The organism is Neoroseomonas lacus (genome assembly GCF_014644535.1).
Lineage (GTDB): Bacteria > Pseudomonadota > Alphaproteobacteria > Acetobacterales > Acetobacteraceae > Neoroseomonas > Neoroseomonas lacus.
In genome coordinates this window covers 629,345-648,143 of record NZ_BMKW01000001.1, presented here as the reverse complement: position 1 = coordinate 648,143, position 18,799 = coordinate 629,345, and the positions used below count along the sequence as shown (strand labels likewise).

Genomic DNA, 18,799 nt, shown 5'->3' with positions numbered 1-18,799 from the left:
CATGGTTCAGGTCTCCCAAGGCATCGGCGACTTCATCTTGGAGCAGGAGGGCTCGCGACCCTTCCTCGTGCAGGATCACTCGCGCCTGATCGACCGGCTGGGAGAACCGGAGCTGGTCGTCGAGGGTACGCTGCAGGGCAGTCTGGCGCTGGACCTGCCGGCCAATGCGCTAGTCGATCGGCTGGAGGTGATTGTCACCGCGCGGCCGGCAAGCGCGACGCTCGCCGCCGCCGTCGCGCAGCTGCGCCTCGGTGCCGGTGGGCAGGATCTGGTGGTCGATTTCGGCACGCCGCGGACGGTGAGCATGATCCGTCCCGCCGGCGGCTTCACCGTCGCGACCGTCAAGAGCTGGAACGGCATGGCCTTCACCGATGTGGTGCCGCGGCCGCTCACGCGCGGCACGACCGCGGTGCTGAGCGAGGTGCGCACCGAGCGGCTGCAGCTTCTCCTGAACGGGAATGGCGACGCCGCGGAGCTGATCGCGGGGCTGTTGCTGGTGCTGCCCGATGCGCCTTCCGACCTCGAGCTGCGCATCGATGGCGGGCCACCGGTCTGGCGCCATCCCGGGGCGGTGCGGCTGGAACCCGGTACGGCGCTGGGCTTTGAGGGCTTCAACGAGGACGGGCATCGGCTGGTGGACCTGGCTGCTGCCTTCGGCGCGCTGACCGGCGATGCTCTGCAGAGCGCGACGAGATCCTTCCGCCTCGAACTCACGAGCCGCAGCGCAGGACGGCTAAACCTGGCGGCGCCGGTTGCGCGGCGCAGCCTGCGGCGCATCTGGCGTGCGCGCATCGATGGCGAGGCGGAGCCGCGCATCGGCTTCGAGGAGGAAGGTCCACGGAGCCTACTGCCGCAGGTTGAAGCCCTGCCGGCGGAAGCGGTGGCGACAGAACTGCGCCTGACCGTGAAGGGGGCGCCGCCGCCGCAGCGCGCCGTGCCGCCGGTCGGGCCGGAGGCATCGGACCTCGCGGAGATCATCGTCGATCCGAACCGAGCGGCGATCGTCCGGCTTGCCATGGGAAGCCGGCTCGGCCTGCTCAATGCGCTGCGGCTGCCGCTGGCGGCGGGGGTGGGCGGCGCCGAGGCCACGGTCGCCCTGTGGTCGAGCAACCAGGCCGGGGTTCCGGACCAAGCCTTGCCCAAGGGCACGAGCCAGCCGGTCGCGCTCGACGCCGGCCCCGAACGTTGGGTGACCTTCCTCTTCGCCGCACCGGTGGCGATGCCGGCGACACCACTCTGGGCGGCGCTGCTGGTGGCGCGCGGCAGCCTCGTGTGGCGGCCGACTGCCATCGACCCGGCCGATGCCGGTCAGGCGGCAGGCACGCTGCGCACCGGCGCCCAGGCCGGCCCTTGGTACGGCTTGCCGGCCCTCTTCGCGGAGCTGCCGGGCAATCCCTTCGGACGCTTGCGCGGCCGGGTGCGTCTGTTCGGCACGCCGGCTGCGGAAACCCCGATAGCGGCTGTCTCCTTCGGCGCCGGCGCCGCGACTGTGGAGGCGACGCCCGGCGATTCCGGCCTGCGCGTGATTGTGCCGGTTTCGGGCGGCGTGGCGCTGTCCATCGTCGCCGGCGCCGCGATGCTGCTGAGCCTGAGTGAGATCGATCTGGTGACGACGGGCTGACGGAGATTCCCATGGTCGATGATGCCCGATCCATCTTCGTCGACGGCCTCCGGGTGACGGCCGACCATCTGCAGCATCTGCAGGACCGGCTGCGCGAGGCTGTCATGGATTTGCGCCGCACGGTCGGCCTCGGCCGCGTGGCCTGGGGGCTGCGCGCCATCCTGGCCGATGGAGTGGTGCGGCTGAGCCCCGGCGTCGCCTTCGCGCCGGGCGGCGTCAGGCTGGCGCTGGACGCCGAGGCGGCCCTGCCGCTGCCGGCGGGGGAGGGCGCGTTCAGACTGGTGCTCGGCGCCGTCAATGCGGACCGGGCGGCATTGCGGGTCGCGGGCCAGCCGACGTTCATCACGCTCGTGGCCACGCCGGCGATCGAGGCCGATGACGGTACGCCGATAGGCCCCGACCGGCTGGTGCTGGCGCGGCTGCCGGCGCCGGCGGAGGGTGGCGCGCGCAGCCTGTTGCAAGATGACGCGATCTTCGCCGCGACCGGGCATCACCGGCACACGGGACAGCATGTGCAGGACGAGTTCGGCGCCTGGCGCTTCGACGGGCCTGTGCTGGAGGCGGGTCTGGGGCCGCCCGGGCCGGAGGGGCCGCAGGGGGAGGCCGGGGCTGCCGGACCGCCCGGTTCGCCGGGCGAAGCCGGGCCACCGGGTCCGCAGGGCGATGCCGGCCCGGCCGGCCCGCAAGGCGAGGCCGGGGCAGCCGGGCCACCGGGTTTGCAGGGAGAGGCCGGGCCGCCTGGCCCGCAGGGTGAGCCGGGGTTGCCGGGACCGTTTGGTCCGCAGGGGACGCAAGGTGAGGCCGGTCCGCAGGGGCCGCCGGGGCCGCCCGGCCCTGCCGGTGCGCAGGGCGAGACAGGCGCCGCGGGACAACCGGGGCCGCCCGGAGCCCAGGGAGATCCTGGCCCGCCAGGGCCACCGGGCCCGCCGGGCGCTACGGGAGAGCAGGGGCAGCCCGGGCCGACCGGAGCACGTGGGCCGGTCGGGCCCGCTGGCCCCGGGCTGGCAGCGGACTGGCCCTTCCTGGAACGCCTCAACTGGCAGCACGGCGTGACGCTGCCGCTCGCGCAGGTCCTGCCGCTACTGCAGAACTTGGAGATGCGGCCGTCCCGGCCGATCCATGCGCGAACGCAGGAGCAGCAGCCGCAGATCGTCGAGCTGTGGTTCGCCGTGAACGCCGCGGCGGGCACGACGCCGGCTTCGCCCCTGCCGCTGCTGGCGATCCATGGCACGACCAAGATCGCGCCGGATGTCGTCAACTGGAGCACGAGCGACAACACCGAGCGGATCGCGGCGCTGATGAGGCCCGGTGGACGGCTGCTGATCCGCATCCACGCCGGCCACCTGATGGCCGATGACGGCCGCATGTTCTCCGACGCCCTCGACGCCGCGACCGGGGCGCGGACGCTCAAGGGCGCGGGCGGCGTGCACGAGACTTGGCTGTTCACAACGCCGTAGGGGGCAGAGATGGCCGCCGACGAACCCCTGCCATTCACCGAGGACGACCCGCAGGCGCGGATCACCTCGGGGCCTGTGCGGCCATTGCCGGAGACCTCCTTCGCAGGGATATCCGATGCCGCGATCGACCATGCCGCCGATGTGCCGCGGCGCGACGCGCAGAGCGCCACGCTTGTCTGGGCACCGATCGGGCCGCGCAACATCGGCGGGCGCATCCGCTGCTTCGTGCAGGATCCGCAGGACCCGCGCATTCTCTATGCGGGCAGCGGCCAGGGCGGGATCTGGAAGAGCGAGAATGGCGGCGACACCTGGCGGTCGCTCGGTACGCTGCTGCGCGAGGGCAAGGAGGTCGCGGCGCCAGTCGGCGCCATCGCCCTCTGCCACCGCGCGACGCAGCACCTCTATGTCGGCACCGGGGAGCATGTACCGGGCTTCTTCGCCGGCCATGGGCTGTTCTACTCGGACGATGGCGGCGCGCGTTTCACGCGCATTGCGCCGCCTTCCTCGGGTGCGGCGGGCGCTCCGATCCTGGCCGACCGCTTCGAGCGCATCCTCGTCGACCCGTGGCAGCCGAAGCGGGCCTGGATCGCCGCGCCGACCGGGCTGTGGCGCAGCGGGCCGGGCGCCAATGCGGCTGCGGCGCCGATCTTCGGCGCGACGGCCGATGTGATCGACGACCCCGCGGCCGGTGCGGCGCCGCAGGATGTCACGGATGTCATGATCGATTTCGGCGACCGCACCCAGGCGGCGCCGCCGGCGACCTTCACGGTCTACGCGGCCGTGCGGGGCGGCGGCCTGTTCCGAGCGACCTTTGACACGGCGACCGGCATCTATCGCCTCAATGCCGGCGTCGCCTGGGCACGGCTCGGGGCGGCGGCAGCGGGTGCCGGCTTCGTCGCATTGCCGGTGCCGGCGGTCACGAATGTCAGCGGGCGCATCAAGCTCGCACTGTGCGAGGCGCAGCCGCAGCATCTCTACTACATCGCCGCCCTGGCCGGCGGGGCGCCGAGCCGGGTCTTCCATTCCGACAATGGTGGTGCGCGCTGGCGCCAGCGTGCCTCAGGGCCGGAGCAGGGCAGCGTTATCGGATGGTACGCCCTGACGCTCGCGGTGCATCCGACCAATCCGGCGATCCTGGCGGCCGGGTCGGTGCATCTGGCGCGCTCGGTCAACAGCGGCGCGAATTGGACGCGCATCATCGACAGCGCGAATTACGACCGCGGCGACCGTTCGCAGCATGCCGACCAGCATGATGCAACGTTCGATCTCGCGGATGTGCGGCAACTCCTGGCCAATACCGGGGTCGGCACGCCGCAGCGCCAGGCCGCAGAGCGCACCACGCGGCTCTGGTCGGCCAATGACGGCGGCATCGCGCTGGCGAGCGACCAGGCCGGCGCGACGCGCTGGCGCAAGCGCAGCCACGGCATACTGGGCGCGCAGTTCTACGACGTGACCGTGCACCCGACCTTTCCCTTCATCAGCGGTGGCGGGCTGCAGGACAACGGCACCTGGGTCGGCTATGGCGGGCCATCTTGGTACTATCTCGACACTGCCGACGGCGGGGCGATGGGCTTCGAGCCCGGCGATCCGCGGCGCTTCCTGACCACGACGCAGGGCGTGGGGGGCACGCAGTTCGGCCTCCGCCGCTCCCGCATCGATTCACCCGCGGCAGGCACCGTCGGCGGGCCCAATGCGATGGTGAACCCGATTCCCGATGTCGAGACGCCCGGGATGGGCACCATGCGCTCGACCACGACGGAGATCTTCAACAACTTCGTCGCCGCCGACAGCGGCGTGTTCGGCGGCCGGCTGGAGGCGGTGACCGGCGTTGCCAACACCTGGATCGTGGCGCGGCAGAATCGGCCCTACCGCTCGGTGAACGGCACGGTGTTCAACCCGCTCGGCACGCCGGCCTTCGGTGCAGCGGGGGAGGTCTCGGCGATCGCGGTCGCGGCGAGCGACGCGGCCAACACCTGGTGGATCGGCAGCAGCGTCGGCGACATCTTCCGCAGCACCAATGGCGGCACGGCCTGGACACCGCAGCACGCGGCGCCGATCCCGGCCGGCACGCGGATCGCCGACATCGCGGTGCATCCGCAGAACACCAACATCGTCGCCGTGGTGGTGGACAACCCCGTGACGACTGCCTTCCTGTCGCGCGATGCGGGCGCCAACTGGTTCGACATCTCGAACAGGGCGGTGGCGGCGGACTCGCTGCCGCCAAGTGCGGCCACCTGTATCCGCTTCGACCCAACGGCCGGCGCGGCACTGACCGATCCGCAGACGCTCTATGTCGGCACGCCTGCGGGGGTCTATGTCGCGCGGGGCGTCGTTCCGGGTGCTGCGGCCGGGCCCGCGCCGCAGGCGCAGTGGCGGACGTTGAATGCGGGCATGCCGCTGGTGCTGGTGCAGGATCTCGCCTTCTCCGAATTCCGCGACGGCGGCGGCAATGTGACTCAGCGCCTGTTGCGCGCAGCAAGCTTCGGCCGCGGCATGTTCGAGGTGGATCTCGCCGGCACCCCGGCGGTACGGCTGCTGATCCGCACCAGCGTCGTCGATGACGGCCGGGTGCATGCGGGTGCGGCGGACCTCACTTTCGACCCGCGGCTGCGTGGGCCCGCCGCGGCGCCGCAGGTGACGCTCGACCACCAGCGTGGCTTCGATATCCGCGTCGATGCACCGGTTTCCTTCGATGTCGGCCAGGTGATGGACGGCGCCGAGTTCGACGAGCAACTGCGCAACGGCGTATTGCGGCGCGGCGACGTCAACCACGTCTATGTGCAGGTGCAGAACACCGGCTTCGACCGTGTGGATGACGTGCGGGTCGGGCTGTATTTCGCGCGGCCGGACGGGGCCGGCGATGCGCCCGACCTCGATGCCGACTTCTGGACGACCTATCCCGCGCCCCCGGCACCGGACCGCGTGTGGCAGCGCGCCGGCGAGGTGACGCTCAGCCAGGTCGGTCCGGAGCAGCCGCAGGTGGCGCGCTTCGTCTGGAATGCGCCGCTCGACCTGCCGCGCAACGTTGCGCTGCTGGCGCTCGCCAGCCACGCCCGCGATGCGCTGGGCGCACCGGCGCCGACCCTGCAGGTCGATCCGCGGGCCCACGGCGCGGCCAGCTTGGTGCGTGCCGAGCGCCGCGCGGCAATGCGGCTGGTGCGCAGCCAGGGTGCGCTGTTCACGCGCGACGCGGTGGATGACACCGGCGAGGTTGGCGCCATCGCCTGGGGCGCGCGCAGTCACGACATCGTCGTGCGCCAGGCGGCCGAGGCCAACCCTGATACCGCCTTCGCCTCACTGACCGACCGGCGGCTCGGGGACACGCTTCGGGCGGGTACGCGTAACCATATCTTCGTCCGCGTCCACAATCGCCAGGCGGCGCAGCAGCAGATCAGGGTGCGGCTGCTGCGCGCCGTCTTCCCGAATTTCCAGCAGGCCGGCGGATGGACGGAGATCGGCACGGCCACTGTGACGGTTCCGGCCAATGCCTCCCGCTTCACACGGCCCGGGCTGATCTTCGACGCGCCGGCGGATGTCGCGCCCGGCCAGGCCTACAAGGGCATGCTGCTGCTGGCGCTGGCCGGCACCGACAACGACCCGCAGGCGCAGCTCACGGACATCACCGATCTCGCCGCCTTCTGGCGGGTCCTGGTGACGAGCCCGGAGTCCAACAATGTCGGCTGCCGGGCCATGAGGGTCTCAGCGCCACCGTGACGGCGGAGCAGAGCGGTCTCCGTAGCCTGTCCCGCAACGGCGGTTAGATGGTCAGGACAGCCGTGCTTCCAACGGGTTGTCGAGACCGGGTTGGATAAACGGCCTGATGGCGACACCGACGGCCCGCGTTCTGTCGATGAGCGCGTCATGGCTCTCGTTCTGCTCCGTCGCTAGCTGAAATTGGCTCCCCACCGATCCGCTGTAGCCGTTCCCTGGAACCCACGGCTGGCCCGGGTCGACGTTGGTCGGTTCAGGGCGGTGCGGCGTGTTGTCGCCGGTAGGCGCGGATGGCGCAGACGGCTCTTGGGGTGTGGTGGTAGGCGCGGCCAATGAGGTTGCGGACTGCGGGCGGGCGTCCGGCGATGAGCTTCTCGACCTCCTCGGCGGCCTCGCAGGGGATGATCGACAGCATGAGGCCGACATGGTCGTTGCGTTCGAACATGGGGCGCCACGCAACCGACCATCGGTTAACGGCGATCGTGAAGTCCACGGCCCAGGGCTGGGTGAGGACGGGGTCGTCGTCGGTCCGCATGTGGAGCGGGCTCCAGCGCTGGCCTGCGTCGGTGTGGAGCGCACGGTGGACGGTGTGGCGTTGATCCAGAACCCGCCACCGACGAGCCCGCCCGCATCGCCTCCTCAACCAGCGCCAGCTTCTGCTCCGTCGGCCAGCGGCGACGCGGCTGCACCACGCTGATCAACTCACCCCGCTGACGTCCGGCAACGTCCATACCCCTATGCGTAAGGGCGACAACCGACATCCGCGCCGCCCGGCAGCCGCGCAGGTCAGCAGACCAGCGCACCGCGCCACAAGCCAGCCGAGGGAGGACACTTACGGAGTTCGTGCCAAGCGTGCATGGATCTCCCGTCGGGTTCGATCGGCAGAGCGCGATACCCGAGAACGGCGCAGTGCCTTCGCGACCAGCGCTGATTCATGAACGTCGGACATCCCTCTAAAGATCCAGCAGCGCGGACGCTGTCGAAAAGCGCGATGCGTCCTTTGGCACTTCGGACGGTCGGCCGACCGAGAGTTCCGACAGTTTGCGCGCGCGATCGCGGGTGGCCAGCAGTTCGGTACGATAGCTGTCGATCAGGGATCCGGCTTGGCCGGGAGTGAGGTCCGGACTAACGGCCATCTGCTGCCAGCATTCAGCGAGGGTTGCCTTTGCCGCCTTCCATGCCTCATCCGTCCCGGCGGCGGCGTCGCGCACGGCGCGCAGGTACATCGCATAGAAGGGCAAGGTCCGTTCGTCTTCGCGGCTGACCTGACCCGTAAGGCTGTACAAAACGTAGTCAGCATCGCGAACCGGCTGCCGGCCTTCCCCGTTGGCATGCAGGAGCCGGCCATGCTCGACGCACAGCGCCTTGGGATCGACGCGTGGCGCGTCGATCAGGGCCGCGTACCAGGAACGCAGGCCGCCCTGGATCATCGTGTCATACTCGATCCGATGTCCGGCAATCGGTACTGTTGCGCCCATGCCCAGCAGGGCCTCAAGCCCATCGAGCATCGGGCCGCCAACCTTCGACAGCAATCCCATGTCTGCCGCTGGGCCGATTGCGCCCGATACACCCTCGACGATTTGCAGCAGCTTACGCGCGTAGTCGTCCCGTCGCACGCGGTAGAGCACGATGGCTATTGCCACAGACCCGCCTCGGTTGGGATAGGGACCGGCGACCGTGGTGTCCTGAATCAGCACGCCGTGGGGCACGCCGGCGCCAGCGTGCTCCTTCAGGAGCGAAGGGCCGACGACGAACGGCACCGTGATGCGCTCGGTGCCGTGGATGAAGTTGGAGGTAACGATCACCATCGGGTCATAGGTCGCCCAGAGTTCACGCCCCTGTGCCAGATGCAGCTCGTTCACCCGCAGCGTGAAATACGCTGCGTCGCGCGGGATCTCGGCTTCCGCGCTGCCGGGCGGCAGGCACTGCGCGGCCGGCAGGGTCGCGACGGTCGGAAGTGGCGTGGGTCCGGCGGTCAGCCCGCCGACGAAGCGCGCAATGCGATCCAAGACGGCCGTCATGGCATGGCTCCCTTCAGGTGCAATCCAGCTCGCGGGTTACCGCGCGGCCTGGGGGCATGGTTGACGCGCGCTCGACCTACCATTCTTGATGATCGGCCGTTCATTTAGCCATGCCAGTTGTTCGACCAGTGTCATCTGGTTGCCGAGCTCCCCTGCCGTGGCGGCCGTATCGCAGCCGAGGGCGAACAACTCGGCATCGCTGCGGGACTGCAGCGCACGACGGCGTGCCTCACTGCGCAGATCGAAGACGCGCAGCTGCACAGCCTGATCCGCGAAGCCGGCGCGCGCCTCGACGAATAGCAGCGCACCGTCTTCACTGAACGAAAGGCGTCCCCAGCCGGAGCCGCGAGGAAGGTCCGCAAAAAGCAGGCGTGAAGGATCCAACTCGGCCTGTTCCCCGAGTGCGAACCCCGCTTCGATCATGGCTACCCCGCTGGGCACCAACCAGGCGACGCGGAGCATTTCGGCCCCGTCCGCCGCGGAAGCGGTGGCCGCGGCCAGGAACGGCTGCGCCATCGAATAGCCGGCAGGTACGACTTGCGCGAGTTGTGATGGCACCGTGATCCGGCGCCTCAATGTGCGGCGCAGGGGGCCCGCTCCGGCCGGCGCATCGGGCTCGGCCACCGGGATCACGCGCAGTGACGCGGACGCGTCGCGGACCACGAGATAGCGGCAATCGGGCGTGTGAGCGACCGACCAGGCGGAAGGGGCCGTCGGGTCGTATGAGCCAGCGTCACTCAGCGGGGTCTCGATCACCTGGGTTGTGCCGAAGCCGCCGCGGTAGACGTTCAGGGTCGCGCTGGTGCCGGGCTGCCCCTTCGGAATTCCCAGGAACGCGTACCGACCTCCGCATCCCTCGTCGATCACCGGCATGCGGGTACCGCCATAGGAGCCACTCGTTTCCCAGGCCATGCGGTTATTCTCGCTATGGACCGGTTCGATCACCGGCAGCCCGTCCTGCGGAGCCCGGGCGGAGGTGCGCAAAATCCGCAACCTCTCCAGCCGGCCGCCAACCATGACCCAATGGAGGAAATGCAGCCTGCCGCCGTCGACCTCACCCATCGGCGGGAAGGGCGGGTTCTCGATGAAATCCGACGGCAGGAGCAGCTCACGGGCGCCGGGCACCGGCGCCCGTGGGCCCGCACCGCGCCATGTGACGACCGTGGCCGCCAGTTCGCCTGTCGGCGCAGCCGATTGTGTGCTGCCACCCGGCTGAATGGGCAGCGGCCACATCCGAAGGACCTGGTCTTCATACAGCACGACCAGCGGTGGCATGCCGGCGGATGGCGCCAGGATTCCCAGTGCCGGCGGTTGGCCCGGCGGGTCATTAGGTGGCAGCCAAGCCTCATCGAGCACGGTCACCGGCGGGGCGCGGGAGGCCCCGAAGGCGTGAACGCGAATCACCTGCCGGCGACCCTCCCGGGACAATGTCGCCACCATCCGTCGCGCCCGGTCGTAACCGACCGCCGCAAAGGTGTCGCCCAGCACTGGCGAGGTGATCAACGTTTCCACCATAACGCGGCGGGCATCTTCGCGGTCAGCGCTGATGAACGGGCTGACGAAGAAGGGAGCGTCGCGCGCCTCGTTCATCGCTTCGGCCACCAACAGCAGCGGCAAGCGAAGTTCAGCGTTGTTCAGCCGGGCCGCCTCGGTCAGTCGGTGCATGGTCTGCTTTGTCGACAGAATGCTCCAGGCGCCAACGCCGACAACGGACAGAATGGTCACGCCAAGGGCGGCAACGATGGCAAGGCGTGCCCGGCGGCGGCTGCGTTTTGCCTCCCGCCTAGGTTTCTCGGCTTCCTTCCAGCGCGCCAGGGCGCCGGCGATCACGTCATGGCCCAGGCTCAATCCGGCATCGCCATCACCCTGCCAGGGTGCGCGACGCAGAAGGCGCCAGCGCTGCCCTGGCATGCGATCGATCACCGCGACGGCATCCCGGCCGAGACGCACCTGACCGGCCGCATCCAGCAACGCCGCGCGTGGCAGCATCTGGGTGCGAACGGCGCCGCCCTCGTCACGCGCGACGAGGGCCGACAGCACTTCGCGCCAACGCTCGAGCTGGTCGGGGCTGATGCGCGCGGGCTCCCGGAGGTCCACCGCATGCGTGATGCCGGTGTCGATGTATGAATCGAGTGCCACATCGACACCGCGGCCCCTATAGTCTGCAGCCGTGACCACGACCGCGCCGCCATTCCGGCGTTCCACGCGCGCACGGGCAGCGTCGTAGAGGTCGGCGCAGACCACCTGCACAAGCGCCAGCGCGCTGGTGCCGCGCGCCTGGTTCAGGCAATCCCTGGCGATGTGTTCGGCGAGGCCCGGTTCAAAAGTGAAGTGATAGGTCTCGAAGGGCGGTGGATATGCGTCGACTGCTTCCTGTTGCGTCGGCCGCAGGATGATGTCGACCAGTCGATTCTCGTCGTTCAGCGGATTGAGGAGATAATCTTCAAGCCCGGCGCGAGCGTTTACCGCCGCGGTGACGGTCCGTGTTGGCTGCATCGACAGACGTGCGCCGAACTGGCCGACATATTCCGTTCGCAGCGTGATGATCAGCCGAATGTCGAGGCGCTCGCGCACAATCTCCTCGAGCCAGGCAAAGAACGCCGCGGCGCGGTCCTGCGGGTCGCGGGACTGCCCCAGCGTCAGCACCTCCTCGGCCTGGTCGACGATCAGAAGAAGGCTGCCGGGCAACCGGCGCTGCATGTGGGCGATCGCACGCGTCAGCCCGGCCGCGAGGACGTTTCGGTCGAGACCGTCGCGCGGACCGTCAGGCACGGCGAGTTCCTTGCGCATGTGCACACGCACATCGTCCGCAATTCGCCGGTCGCCCTCGGCTGCGTCGAGCACGGCCGCATGCAGCTGACCGATCGGATCGTCTGTCGCGCGGAGAAAGATTGGCTCGCCGCTGCCACGCTCCTTGCGCAGTAGGAAGAAGGGTACATCACGATCCGGCATTGAGAGCAGCGGCACCAACCCCGCCCGCAGAAACGAGGACTTGCCGACGCCGCTAAGACCATGGAGCAGAAGGATCCGAGTAGACGCGTCCTCGACCAAACCGGCCACTTCGTGAACTTCCCGGTCGCGTTGGCTGAACAACGCAGCGTCGCGCGCCTCAAGGAAGTCCAGTCGCTTGTAGGGTTCGCGCGGCCAGACGCTCCGCGTTCCCGATGCGGGGGGGGCCTCCTGGGTTGAGAAAGCTTCCGGCGCGGACATCAGGATTGCCATTAGCCATGCTCCGCCAAGACCGGCGGGTCGAATGCAGCTCCCGTGTTGACGACTTCAGGCTTCGGTATGCGGAATTCCGGCACCGCAAAGCATGAGTAGTAGAGATTGAACGGCAGCAGGTCTTCGCGAGAGGCAAGCGCATCGAACGCGTCGCCCAGCGAGAAGCCTTCAGCGTAGACGAGGTACAGGAACTCGGAGGCGAACTGCAGTGAATCCGCGTTCCCGACCTCGGCTTCTGTGCCAATGAAGCCATGGAAGCCCTTCTGCCGCGTTGCCTTAAGAAAGCTTGCGTTGAACAGCGCTCCGCCGGCGTTCGGGTCCGGCGAGGCGGTGCGACAGGCGTTCAGGAAGCAGATTGAAGCGCTGTTCGCGTTCACTTTCCGGATCAGGTCGCGGAAAGCGGCTGAACTCATCGCGTACCGTCGGCGATCCTGACCAGCGGACGTCTCGCCCAGCTCCAGCGTCTCGCCATCGGAGTGACCGAACACGAATACCAAGCTGTCGTTGGTGTCCCTGATGCGCGCCCATTCCGCCCGCGTCGCCGCCCAGTCGCGCACAAGACTGCTTCCGCGCACGGGCCGGAAAAAGACATCCTTCACTCGATCCGCAGCGTTTGCACGATCGCGCAAGACGCTCATCGCGTCAGAAAAGAGTTGTTCATTGACGATGTGCAGGCCGCGGAAATCTGGCGTCGCTCGGGGCATGTTGGGCAGTCGGTCGAGACCCGCGAAGCGCTGGCGGATGCGGAAATCCGAAAGCCAGAATCCTTGGAAATCGCGAAGGCGCAGCGCGCGGCGGCTGTCCGGAGCCTCATCGACGTTGTCCGGCACGGCGTCTGCATCGAAGACAAAGGACCAAGGCACCAGCACACCGTCGTCGCGCAGCACGATTGCAAGATTGACCGATGTGGCCTCGCCGGCGGCCATCCGGCGGGCATGGTTCTGCAACTCGTCCCGGATCGCCCTCGCTTGGTCTTGCTCACCACCCTGCGCGTCGAAGATAGCACTGAACAATACCGCGCCGGCGCTGCGAAGCGACTCCAGCCGGGCGACGAAATCCGGTACGGCGCCTCTCCTCTGGGCGTCGAGCGCGAGGTTGGTGATGTCTCGCAGCTCTCGACGTAGATCCTCACTCGCGCGCAACAGATTGGCGCGGTCGACCATGTATGTACCAGCATCCCAATCCGGATCCCGCGTCGACCAAGAAAGTTTTACTTCCCGGTCGCCGAGGCTCTCCACGATCAGCTTGAAGTCCATGGCCGTTGCTCCGCCGCAACATCTCGCCACAATTTGCCCACAATCTTCAACGGAAAAACGTGTCTTCTCGCACACATCGTGCGCGGGTGGTCGAGAAGCCAGCGTGCGCAGACCTTTCTTCATTCGTGGCCGGCCAGCGTGAGTGGGGCCTGTTCCTCACCGGCATTTTCGGCGCCAACCGGGCACCCGCTGCAAAGCCATCAGACTTCATGCGGCTCCGGTCGCTTGTCGCGGGCCGATCGTCAAAGCCGCGCAAAGCCTGCGACCGTCAGGCGCATGTCCTGACGGCCGTAGTGGAAAAGCTCGGGCAAGGTCGGCTTGCCGTCGATGGCGGCGCTACTCGCTGCGCGGCGAGGTCGCCTTGGCGGTACGGCCGCGGTGGCGCGGTCCCTTCGCCGCGGTGGCCTCCACGGAGAGGCTCAGGCGGACCAGCGCCTCGGCGGAAGCCGCGTCACCGTCCTCCGCCCGCTGCATCAGGCCGGCGAGAACCCGCTTCCGGTTCGCCGCCGACAGGGGATGCCGGCCCTGCTGGCCTGCTCCACGCTTGGCGTCGGGCATCGGCATCAGACCGGCCGCCCGGCGGCGACCAGAGGAAATTGTGCGAGCCGGCGCACCGGTTGGTGATGGCTTGGCCGACCCTCAGTTCCTCTATCACGTTCTCGAACTCGCTGGGCATCTTCATCTTCCTGATGCTGATCCGCGGACTTGGACGCTCCTCAACCTCTGCCAAGGGTGCGGTCACGACCGCGCGGTTGCCGCCCGCTGCTGGCATTTCGCGGTCCTTATTATCGGGGGCCTGTTCCGAATTGGCAGAGCAACGCGCGCTCGCTTGGCGTTGGCCTGAACCCGCGTCGTCTCCTCCGCTTCCGCCACGCCATATGCATCGGCGAGCGCGGTGACGATGGCGTGCAACTCGACCGGACCAGCGCCGGGGACGGTGTGCCACACCCGCGCCACCACGCCAGTTCGCTCGACCATGAGGCTATCGCCGACCGCGCGGTATGGCCGGCGGCAACGGAAATATGCCGATCTTGCCATGGAATGGCGCGCCAGACTTACGGCGCGGTAACCAGTCCTTCATCCTGTTCCGAAGACAATGCCGCCTGATCCCGGCGCCGCTGGCCTCCAACCCTGGTCCACCATGCCAAGCTCGCGATGCCTTGATTACGGTTGCGTCGGGAAGGCGTCGCCAGCATACGGAAGTTGAGAAACAGAAGAAATAATCAACTATTAGGAGGGCGCCGGTTGGCGCCTGTGAGGAAATGGCGACCGACAGCATCACACTGATCCGCGAGGGACGTGCCGAAGCGCCTCCACTCGCCGCCAACATGGCCGGTCTGTCCGACGATATCGCACGGGCCGCCGTCCTGCTTGCCGGCGGCGAAACCGGCGAGGCCCTGCTCCTGCTGCGGGCCCTGCCCGACAAGGCCGCCTCCCGGGCCGTGGCGGTCGAAACGACGCTTGCCGCGACGGCGCTCGACCCCGAATTCCTGTCCCTGGTGGCGCAAGCAGACGCGGCGCGCGATGCTCGGAACTTCCTCCAGGGAGAGTTTCTCTACTGGAGCGCACTCGGCCTGTACCGGCTGCATTGCGGCTACATCACGCAATATGCCCATTGCCTGAAGGAGCAGGGCAAATGGGCGGAGGCCGAGGCCCACTACCGCTCCGCTCTCGCGCTCGGCGGCCCGGCTGCGGACCTGCACCGCCATATCGCGGCCTGCGCCCAGGCGCGTGACGAACCGCCAAGCCTGCCGATGCCGGTGCCGCAGGCCGCCGATCCGATCGATCTGCCGCCGACGCTGAACGACGTGTTGGATTTGCTCGCCCTCCTGCTGCACCGGGCGCCAACCGGGCCGGCGGAGTCCCTTTCCCTGCTGCGGGATTGCCCGCGGCGGCGCGATGTCGTCCTCGCCCTCGTCGCACAGGCAGCGTTCACGCGCGCCAACCCCGACCTCATGACCCTCCTCGCCGCGGAGCGTTGAGACCGTCCATGGCTATCCCGTCCGTCTCCATCATCGTCAACACCTGCGATCGCGCGGCATACCTACGCAACGCGCTGCTCGGCATCGCTGGGCTGCGCTATGGCCCGCTCGAGGTCGTCGTCGTCAACGGCCCGTCCGGAGACGACACTGCCGCCGTGCTCAATGCCTGGCGTGGACGCATCAAGCAGCGCGATTGCGCCGAGCGAAACCTGTCCGTCTCGCGCAATATCGGCATCGCTGCCGCCTCTGGCGACGTCGTCGCCTTTCTCGATGACGACGCCGTGCCGCATCCCGACTGGCTCGCGCACATCGTGCAGCATTACCGCAACCCGAACGTCGCCGCGGTCGGCGGCTTCACGGTCGACAACACCGGGATGCGCTTCCAGGCGCGCAAGACCTTGTGTGACCGCTTCGGCCACGCCCACCACGTCTCGGACTTCTTCGACGAACGCCCGCTGTGCCGACCGGGCACGCCGCTCTACCCCTCCCTGCTGGGCACCAATTCTAGCTTCCGTCGCACCGCGCTCGCGGCCATCGGCGGCTTCGACCACGCCTTCGCCTATCTGCTTGACGAGACGGATGTGTGCCTGCGCCTGGTCGATGCCGGGCACCGCGTGGTCTATGAACCGACCGCGCTCGTGTTCCACCAATATGCGGCGAGCCATATCCGCGACACCCGGCGCATCGCCCGCACGCTGTATCCCTCCGCGGTCAGCAAGGCCTATTTCATCATGCGCCATGGCGCGGCGCAGAGCATGGACCGCGCTGCGGAAGCGCTCGCGGGATATCGGCGCGAACTCCTCGACTCGAACCGCTGGCTCGAGACGGAACGGTTGATCCACCCGACACACCGAGCCTCGCTCGACCAAGACCTCGAGGCAGGCATCATGGAAGGGCAGACGCTCGCCCGCCGGCGCGGCGCGATCTCGGGCGGCGACCTGCGCCGAGAGGCCGTGACCGAACCCTTCAGGCCGCTGCCCCGACCTGAACCCGGCCTCCGGGTCTGCCTGGTCAGCCAGGGTTGGCCCCCCGCAACCGAGGCCGGCATCGCCCGCTGGAGCGAGGCAGTCGCGAGCGGCCTCGCCGCGCGTGGGCATGCCGTGCATGTCATCACGCGCGCGGCGGCGGAGGAGGAGGAGGAGTCGGTCCACTTCGAAGGTGGCCTGTGGATCCATGCCCTGCGGCCGGAGGCGGCCGGCGCGGCCGGGCCGATGCTGACCCACGACCTGCCGCCCAATATCGCCGCCTGGAACCGCCGCGTCTGGCGGGAGGTTCAGGCTATCAAGAGCTTCGGCCTCGACCTCGTCTCCTTCCCGATCTGGGACCTGGAGGCGCTGGCCTGCATCGATGATCCGGACATCGCCCTGGTGATGTCGCTGCACACCACCTACGCCTTGGCGCGGCCGCACAAGCCGGAATGGCTGGCCCGGCCGCTCTACGACCATTTCATGGTCCAGCGCATGATCCGCGCCGAGCGTCGCGCCTTGCTCGGCGCGCCGATGCTGCTGGCGAATTCGCAGGCGATCCTCACCGATATCGAGGCGGCCTACGGCATACGTCTCGCGCCCGGGCGCAGCGTCATCGCGCCGCATGGCACCGCGGACCTGCTGGCCCGGACCCGCCCCGCCCCCCGGCGCGACTTCTTCCGTGTGCTCTTCGTTGGGCGGTTCGAGCCACGCAAGGGCTTTGACCTCGCCCTGACCGCCGGCGCCGCGCTGCTGGCCGAACGGCCCGACGTCGAGATCCATTTCGCCGGGGGCGAACTCGACGAGGAGGCCCGCGCGGTGATGACCGAGACGGCGACGAGCCGGCTCGAACACCACCCGCGCGCCCGTTTCCTGGGCCTTCTCCCGCGTGACGCGCTCGAACAGGCCTATCGCGAGGCGGACGTTGTGCTGGTGCCGAGCCGCTATGAGTCCTTCGGCCTCGTCGCGATCGAGGCGATGGCGGCGGGGCGCCCTGTCGTGGCACTGGCGGCGGGCGGCCTCGCTGAGGTCGTCACCGATGGCGTCGATGGCCGCCTGGTGCCCGATACGCCGGAGGCTGCCGCTTCCATCGCCGCCGCGCTTCTTGACCTCAGCCGCGACCGCGACGCCTGCGAGCGCCTGGCCGCCGGCGCCCGCCACAGCTTCGAGACCAAATACAGGATGGACCACATGCTGGATGCGATCGAGGCGGCCTATCGGCGCGCCACCGGGCAGCGCGCGGCCCGGCAGGCGGCAGAATGATGCGTCAGCTGGACGCCGCCGCCGCCCGCGACGCGATCGCCTTGTTCGAACCCGTGCCGTCCCCCAGGGAAGCTGAGCGCCTCGCCGCGCTGGTCGGGTCGTGGGAGGAGTTGCTGGCGTATCTGCTGCTGCGTCGTGGCAGCGTGCCCGGCGATGTCGCCGGCGCGATCAGGGCCGCGACAGGTCCGCGCGGAGGCGCTGCCTCACCACGGCCGCAGGGGCCTGACGCGATCCGCCTGCGCGAGACCGAGGAAGGGCTGGCCGCCGCGATCGCCGCGCTGACGCAGGCGGAAGCGACCGTGCGCGCGGCCGGCGATGCGCTGACCGCCGCACTCGGCGCCCATGCGGCCGAGCGTCCGGTGAGCGGCTTCGACCTGCATCTGCGCATCGCGCCTGGAGGGCATTAGTGGAAACCGAAGCGCCCGACGGCATCGAGGCGATGGCGGCGCGCCTTGCCGCGATGGAACAGCGGCTGGTCGGCATGGAGCGCGTGCTGCGCGAGATCCGCCAACTCGTCGGCCCCTTCGCCGTGCCGATGGGGCCGGATGATCTGCTCGTGCAGACCATCCACCAGGTGAAGTACCTGGTGCCGGCGCGCGACATGGTGATGACGCCGCAACTGGTCGTCTACCGGCAATGGGAGGCGCAGCTCTCGGCCTTGCTGCCGCGGCTCTGCCCGCCCGGGTCGGTCTTCGTCGATGTGGGGGCGAATTTCGGCTATTTCACCTGCCTGCTCGCGGCGCGGCTGGGGCGCGCGGCGGGGTCGCGCGTGATCGCCATCGAACCCAACCCAGATCTGCTGCGGCTGCTGCACGCCAATGTCGGCATCAACTGGTCCGGCGCGCCGGTACGCATCGAGCCGGTAGCCGTGGCGGAGAGCCCCGGCGCGATGGTGCTGACCATCCCCGATGACCGTTCGGCGAATGGCACGCTGGCGCCGATCGCGGCCGAGGGGCGCACGCTGCGCACCCATCGCGTGACCGTCACGCGGCTCGACGACGTGCTGCGCGATGAACCACGCGTCGACCTCATCAAGATCGACGTCGAGGGCTTCGAGCCCGCCGTGCTGCGTGGTGCGACCGAAACACTGGCGCGCGACGGGCTGCGCCTCGTGATCGAATGGTCGGTGCCGCAATTGCGCGAGGCCGGCTTCGACCCGATGGAGACGCCGCGGCTGCTCGAAGCCGCCGGCTATCGCCTGTTCGAGGCCGAGGCAGGGCCCGACCCCGCCGCCGGCACACCCCTGACCGCGGCGGATTTCGCCGCGCGAACCTATTGCAACCTGTTGGCGGTGCGTTGAG

Annotated in this window: 12 protein-coding genes; 7 read left to right on the top strand and 5 right to left on the bottom strand. The window is 69.1% G+C overall.

Annotated features, from left to right (window positions below; all coding sequences use genetic code 11):
• The first annotated feature begins 1 nt into the window (after window position 1).
• Genes IEY36_RS03175 through IEY36_RS03165 form a run of 3 tightly spaced genes read left to right on the top strand, consistent with a single transcriptional unit; the run spans window position 2 to window position 6,792 of the window.
• Complete coding sequence (locus IEY36_RS03175) at window positions 2-1,621, top strand: serine/threonine-protein kinase (protein WP_188965442.1); 1,620 nt, start codon at window positions 2-4, stop codon at window positions 1,619-1,621.
• A gap of 11 nt (window positions 1,622-1,632) precedes the next feature.
• Window positions 1,633-3,078: a collagen-like domain-containing protein gene (locus IEY36_RS31055; RefSeq protein WP_188965441.1), complete on the top strand. Its 1,446-nt coding sequence runs from the start codon at window positions 1,633-1,635 to the stop codon at window positions 3,076-3,078.
• Window positions 3,079-3,087: 9 nt separating this feature from the next.
• Entirely contained in the window at window positions 3,088-6,792 is a 3,705-nt protein-coding gene (locus tag IEY36_RS03165; RefSeq protein ID WP_188965440.1) for a WD40/YVTN/BNR-like repeat-containing protein, read from the top strand.
• Between the two features lie 250 nt (window positions 6,793-7,042).
• Here the strand turns inward: IEY36_RS03165 and IEY36_RS03160 are convergent, their stop codons facing one another.
• From IEY36_RS03160 to IEY36_RS03140, 5 genes are all read right to left on the bottom strand, one after another.
• Complete coding sequence (locus IEY36_RS03160) at window positions 7,043-7,324, bottom strand: hypothetical protein (protein ID WP_188965439.1); 282 nt, start codon at window positions 7,322-7,324, stop codon at window positions 7,043-7,045.
• Window positions 7,325-7,742: 418 nt separating this feature from the next.
• Complete coding sequence (locus tag IEY36_RS03155) at window positions 7,743-8,810, bottom strand: hypothetical protein (protein WP_188965438.1); 1,068 nt, start codon at window positions 8,808-8,810, stop codon at window positions 7,743-7,745.
• Between the two features lie 36 nt (window positions 8,811-8,846).
• Window positions 8,847-12,032, bottom strand: a complete 3,186-nt coding sequence (locus tag IEY36_RS03150; RefSeq protein ID WP_188965437.1) for an ATP-binding protein — start codon at window positions 12,030-12,032, stop codon at window positions 8,847-8,849.
• Window positions 12,032-13,288 carry a hypothetical protein gene (locus IEY36_RS03145; protein ID WP_188965436.1) on the bottom strand — a complete coding sequence of 419 codons (1,257 nt, stop codon included), beginning with the start codon at window positions 13,286-13,288 and terminating at the stop codon, window positions 12,032-12,034. The genes IEY36_RS03150 and IEY36_RS03145 overlap by 1 nt, the downstream gene beginning before the upstream one ends.
• Window positions 13,289-13,624: 336 nt before the next feature.
• Window positions 13,625-13,852, bottom strand: coding sequence for a hypothetical protein (locus tag IEY36_RS03140; protein WP_188965435.1), 228 nt, complete (start codon window positions 13,850-13,852; stop codon window positions 13,625-13,627).
• 698 nt (window positions 13,853-14,550) lie between these two features.
• Here IEY36_RS03140 and IEY36_RS03135 point away from each other — a divergent pair.
• Genes IEY36_RS03135 through IEY36_RS03120 form a run of 4 tightly spaced genes read left to right on the top strand, consistent with a single transcriptional unit; the run spans window position 14,551 to window position 18,798 of the window.
• Window positions 14,551-15,270 carry a tetratricopeptide repeat protein gene (locus IEY36_RS03135; protein ID WP_188965434.1) on the top strand — a complete coding sequence of 240 codons (720 nt, stop codon included), beginning with the start codon at window positions 14,551-14,553 and terminating at the stop codon, window positions 15,268-15,270.
• A gap of 8 nt (window positions 15,271-15,278) precedes the next feature.
• Window positions 15,279-17,498: a glycosyltransferase gene (locus tag IEY36_RS03130; protein ID WP_188965433.1), complete on the top strand. Its 2,220-nt coding sequence runs from the start codon at window positions 15,279-15,281 to the stop codon at window positions 17,496-17,498.
• Entirely contained in the window at window positions 17,495-17,905 is a 411-nt protein-coding gene (locus tag IEY36_RS03125) for a hypothetical protein (protein WP_188965432.1), read from the top strand. Before IEY36_RS03130 ends, IEY36_RS03125 begins: the two co-directional genes overlap by 4 nt.
• Window positions 17,905-18,798 (top strand): FkbM family methyltransferase, encoded by an 894-nt coding sequence (locus IEY36_RS03120; RefSeq protein WP_188965431.1) that lies wholly within the window; start codon window positions 17,905-17,907, stop codon window positions 18,796-18,798. Before IEY36_RS03125 ends, IEY36_RS03120 begins: the two co-directional genes overlap by 1 nt.
• Window position 18,799 lies beyond the last annotated feature (1 nt).